At 67.9% G+C, this 4138-nt stretch carries 7 protein-coding genes and 1 tRNA gene; 4 read left to right on the top strand and 4 right to left on the bottom strand.

The window, feature by feature from the left end:
• Positions 1-411 (bottom strand): hypothetical protein (locus tag AC08OP_RS21935; protein WP_476615908.1); only part of this gene is annotated, 411 nt, incomplete at its 3' end.
• A 396-nt stretch (positions 412-807) separates the two neighbouring features.
• Here AC08OP_RS21935 and AC08OP_RS21930 point away from each other — a divergent pair.
• Positions 808-987: a hypothetical protein gene (locus tag AC08OP_RS21930; protein ID WP_476615907.1), complete on the top strand. Its 180-nt coding sequence runs from the start codon at positions 808-810 to the stop codon at positions 985-987.
• A gap of 23 nt (positions 988-1010) precedes the next feature.
• Positions 1011-1099 (top strand) — tRNA-Ser (locus AC08OP_RS21925).
• Positions 1100-1357: 258 nt separating this feature from the next.
• On the opposite strand, the gene AC08OP_RS21920 is transcribed toward AC08OP_RS21925, so the two are convergent.
• Positions 1358-1504 carry a hypothetical protein gene (locus tag AC08OP_RS21920; RefSeq protein WP_476615906.1) on the bottom strand — a complete coding sequence of 49 codons (147 nt, stop codon included), beginning with the start codon at positions 1502-1504 and terminating at the stop codon, positions 1358-1360.
• Between the two features lie 251 nt (positions 1505-1755).
• Here AC08OP_RS21920 and AC08OP_RS21915 point away from each other — a divergent pair, with 251 nt between their 5' ends.
• Both AC08OP_RS21915 and AC08OP_RS21910 read left to right on the top strand, forming a co-directional pair.
• On the top strand, positions 1756-2121 hold the full coding sequence (locus AC08OP_RS21915) for an FDXHR family putative zinc-binding protein (RefSeq protein WP_476593782.1): 366 nt from the start codon (positions 1756-1758) through the stop codon (positions 2119-2121).
• A gap of 342 nt (positions 2122-2463) precedes the next feature.
• Complete coding sequence (locus AC08OP_RS21910) at positions 2464-3054, top strand: hypothetical protein (protein WP_476615905.1); 591 nt, start codon at positions 2464-2466, stop codon at positions 3052-3054.
• Between the two features lie 143 nt (positions 3055-3197).
• Here the strand turns inward: AC08OP_RS21910 and AC08OP_RS21905 are convergent, their stop codons facing one another.
• Together AC08OP_RS21905 and AC08OP_RS21900 are read right to left on the bottom strand one after the other, a co-directional pair.
• Positions 3198-3644 (bottom strand): DUF3817 domain-containing protein, encoded by a 447-nt coding sequence (locus AC08OP_RS21905; protein WP_476615904.1) that lies wholly within the window; start codon positions 3642-3644, stop codon positions 3198-3200.
• A complete protein-coding gene (locus AC08OP_RS21900) occupies positions 3644-4135 on the bottom strand; it encodes a hypothetical protein (protein WP_476615909.1) in 492 nt (163 codons plus the stop codon). Before AC08OP_RS21900 ends, AC08OP_RS21905 begins: the two co-directional genes overlap by 1 nt.
• Positions 4136-4138 lie beyond the last annotated feature (3 nt).

The raw sequence follows: 4138 nt of genomic DNA, 5'->3' as shown, positions 1-4138 counted from the left end.
GTGGCTGACGGTTAAGGTGGAACTGAAGAGCACTGCAAACGGTTTACCCGGGACCCCGAGGTGGGGGACGTGAGCGGTATGGAGTGGAGTTGGCAGCCGTACCCGGACGCGGTCGGTCGCAGGGATCTTCCTCCTGTCGAGCCCGGTCGCATCGTCGGCCTGGGCGCCTTGTGTGATCTGTGGGCGCCGCGCGCCGACGACGGGAGTTCCCAGAACTTCTCGGTCAGTGAGTTCGTCACGCTGGACGACGGCCGGCGGGTGATCTTGCATGAAGATCGCGGCTTCACCGTCAGCCGGATACTCGATGATCCAGGTCTTGGCGCGGGCCAGTTCGGCGAGACCCGCGACAGCATCACCCAAGACGTGTTGAACGTCGTACTCCCTGATGGCGAACAGCCCAGTGAGGACCACCCCTGGTCGTGGCTGGCCGACCTGGGGCGGGCGCGCGGTCTGGACGTGACCGCGGACGAGCTGCGAGGCCTTCCGTACGAGGTGGTCCTCACCGACGCGGTGACCCGATGGCTCAGCACCCGAAATCTCAGACACGGAGGTCCAACGTGGTCGGATCAAGGAGAGGCTGAGTGATCGGTGCCGTCTGCCGGTGGGACACCGCCGGGTGAATCGCTGTGGCCAGGGCAAGCAGCGCGATCGCGGGCACCGCGATCCCCTATCTGACAGCATGAGGTAAGACAGCTCCCTGCGTCAGCTGGTTTCCTCACGCTGCCGACGAGGGCGTTCGTCGAACAGCTCGGACCTGCAAGCGCGGCCCGCACCGCGTCTTGATCTTAAAACGAGGATTTCGGCAATGTGCGGGCTACATGCTGGCCTCTCGTCAACGATCGGATCACGGACGCACTGACGGGCCACTGCCCGGCGGCCGATCCGGTGCCGACGGGTGACGTGGCGGACAGCACCGGCGCGGGCTGTGAGATCCTGGAGCGCACCCGGCGGGCACATGGCGGGCAGACTCCGGCGAGCCGGACGTAGCCTGACGTCGTCTCCGCAGATCAGGAGGGCTCGCCTAGTGGCCGATGGCGGCGGTCTTGAAAACCGCTACGGGGAGTGATCCTCGTCGTGGGTTCGAATCCCACGCCCTCCGCTTTACCAGGCTTTTTGTCGCCGGAGACAGTTGGCGACGATCAGCCTGGAACAGCTGAAGATCCTTGTGGGCACGAAATGGGCACGCTGGGACGTGACCGGTGGCTGGTCGACTCCGATCCGATGTACGGATCCTGCACCATCGGCCTCGGCGACAGGCAGGAACTGCTCATCCGGTTCCGCACCGACGGGCACGTGGCCCGCGCAGCACTATCGGGCGACTCGGAATGGAGCGGCCGGTCTCGATGAAACTGATGCGTCAGGCGGAACTGTCGGCTCGCAACGCCAGTCCGAGCTGACTGATCCGGCGTCGCTCCCGCCACCCTCGCAGCAGTGCGCCGGCACTCACGCCCGGGATCCCCTCACCGCCGGCCCTGGCGATGGCGTCCGCCCTGCGCTTGACCATAGCTAGTCCAGTGGTATTGGTGGGTATCGGTAGTCATTTTTGACTGTTCGGCGATGTTCCAGGCGTCGCTCGGCCCGGCACGGTTGTTTCCGGCGCGGGTTCCCGCCAGCGGTCGGCCGTCGCCGATGACGATCCGTCCGGGCGGAACGCTCTGGTTCGCGAGCTCCGGAAGCGTTGCCGCAGGACAATCACCCTGAACACTCGACAGCCGGTTGCGTGACGCTTGTGCAGGTCTGCGACAGGATGGCCGGGTGCCTCCCCGTCGGTCGACATCCCCTCGCGCGATCCCGGCCGCCAACACCCCACCCCGGCGTCCACGCGCGGTTTCCGTCACACTCCGTTCCCCAGATGAACAATCCATCCAACAGGCGTTGCCGATCCAGGTCTCTCGTCGCCGGCAGCCCGACAAGACAGTGCAGATCCCGGTCACGGCCAGTTGTGCCGGCTGCGAAGAGCGGTGGACCGATCCGGCCACGACCCATTGCGGGTCCTGCCACCAGTCCTGGCCGACGGTGCAGGGCTTCGATGAGCATCTGGTCGATTGCCCGGCTCATCCGGTGATCGCGACTCGTCGGGTCAAGCGGGAGCGTGAGCCGTCGGGCGCCAACGTGGCCTGAGTCCGTCCTTCCCCCCGTGACCGCGGTCTTCCTCCGCATGCGGCCGGTTTCCGCCGGACGTCTCGGTCACGGGCGATCGGCGGCCGGTAGGCGGCCGATGTGTTTTCGAGCCGCTGTCCTAGCCGAGCCCGGATCACGACGGTGAGGCCCGGCACCGAAGGCCGGAACCACTCGGCGATTCCGTGCAACGGACCGGTGAGGCGGGCGAGAAACTGCTACGTTCCGGCGCTGGAGCACCCGTGAACGCCGCCGCACCGTGTCGATCATCCGGCCGGGATTCCGTCCGTGCCGTGCGCCATCGGATCGCGGATCGAGGATCGCGGGCTGAGGACGGAGGAACGGATGACGGTCTGCGGATTGGTCCGGCTGGACGGGGCGGACGTCCGGCGGGCGTCCCTGACCGCCATGCTGGCTTCATCGTCGTTTGGGCTGCCCGCCGCACGCGGTGTCCACCTCGACGGAGCATTCGGGACGGTGACCGCCGCGGACCTGCGGGCGGACCCGACTCCGCCGATCGCGGTCGACGACGCGGGGCTCGTGGTGATCGCGGATCGTCCGTCCCGCCGTCCCGAGGGAAACGAGACGGCCCGGATGCTGGCGGCCGCCTACCGCAGCGGCGGCAAGTGGGCGTTGCTCCGGTCCACCACGCGGACGGTGACGATCGTCTGGGACCCGCGGCGCGCCCAGCTGGTCCTCGTGCGACCCGCCAGTACGGCCGACGAACTGATCACCTGGTCGGACGGGCGCCTGTTTGCCTTCGGTACCGAGGCTGACCAGGTGCTGTCCGCGGAGATGCTCGCTCCGCCCTCCCGGTTGGCCCGGCTCCGGCGGCTCACCGCCGGTGAGGTCCTGACGATCGCCGTGCCCGCCCGTCTCCGCCGCCCCGCACCGGCGGCGCTCCGCCTGGCTGGAGTTGACTCGGACGTGTCCTGAGGCGACGTCTCCCGGCGCGTTGGCTTCTGCCTGCGTCGGCAGAAGCCGACGGCGGCCTCTGCCTGCGTCGGCTTGCCCTGAGATGTCCCTGCCCTGAGAGGTCCCGACGTCTCTCGACGCCGTCAGGCCGGTCCTCAGGTCCCTCAGGTTGTGGAGGCCTCGGCGCTCTGCGCGGGCTTCGCGGGCTTGGTGGGCCCGGTGGCCGGGCCGGCCGGAGCCGCGGCGGCGGACAGCTGGCTCTCCCGCACAAGGGACGTGACCCGCCGCTCGGCGAAGAACGACAGGAACGGGATGGTGCCGGCAAGCATGATTGTGATCGTCCGGGTCGAGGACAGCCGGCAACGGTTCGCCAGATCGAAGGAAGCGGCGAGATACACCATGTACAGCACACCGTGGAGCGGGCCGACGGCCGCCACGATCGCGTCGTTGCCGCCGATGTACTTCATCGGCATGCCGATGCACACCAGCGCGATCAGCCCCACACCGACGATGTAGGCGATGGCCCGGTACCGCAGCAGGGGTGCGCGAATCGCCGTCGCGGAGGCACGTCCTGTGGTGGCCGTACGGGTGGGGTCGGGCAATGCCGTCATCAGCGGGCTCCGTTGATGTGCTTGAGGGCGTCCCGAAGGGCGTCACGCTCGTACAGTGAGGCGAGATAGCGGTTGTAGGCGTCGAGTTCGTCGTCCTCGGCGGACTGCTCGGCGGTGCCGGTCGTCAGCATTTTGGGGCCCGTGTCGAGATCCGGTCGCCATGGCGCCTCGGGGGCGATCCGGCCGTGGGCACCCCACCGCGGCCCGGTGGTGTCCTTGGGCGCCAGATCCTCCTTCATCATCTTCACCCACCAGTACACGACGAAGGCGGCGAAGACAGGCCACTCGACCCCGTAGAAGAGGTTTTGCAACGATCCCTGCGGGGATTCGCCCTTCGTCAGCTGCCAGATGCCCATGCGGATGAAGAATGCGATCAGGAAGAGCGCGAGGAGATGACGCGCGATCCACGAGGGTGACAACAGCAGCCGACGCACGAGGTTGACGCTACCTCTCCCCGGCCGGTCAGCGTAGGGCGCGTGGCACCTTCCCACGAC

This window comes from Frankia sp. CeRuru1, assembly GCF_977966315.1.
This window is presented reverse-complemented; position numbering and strand designations above follow the sequence as displayed.

Excerpts from the sequence above, each read along its gene's own strand:
- AC08OP_RS21920 (WP_476615906.1), bottom strand. The coding sequence starts at position 1,504 with ATGGTCAAGCGCAGGGCGGACGCCATCGCCAGGGCCGGCGGTGAGGGG.
- AC08OP_RS21910 (WP_476615905.1), top strand. The coding sequence starts at position 2,464 with ATGACGGTCTGCGGATTGGTCCGGCTGGACGGGGCGGACGTCCGGCGG.
- AC08OP_RS21905 (WP_476615904.1), bottom strand. The coding sequence starts at position 3,644 with ATGACGGCATTGCCCGACCCCACCCGTACGGCCACCACAGGACGTGCC.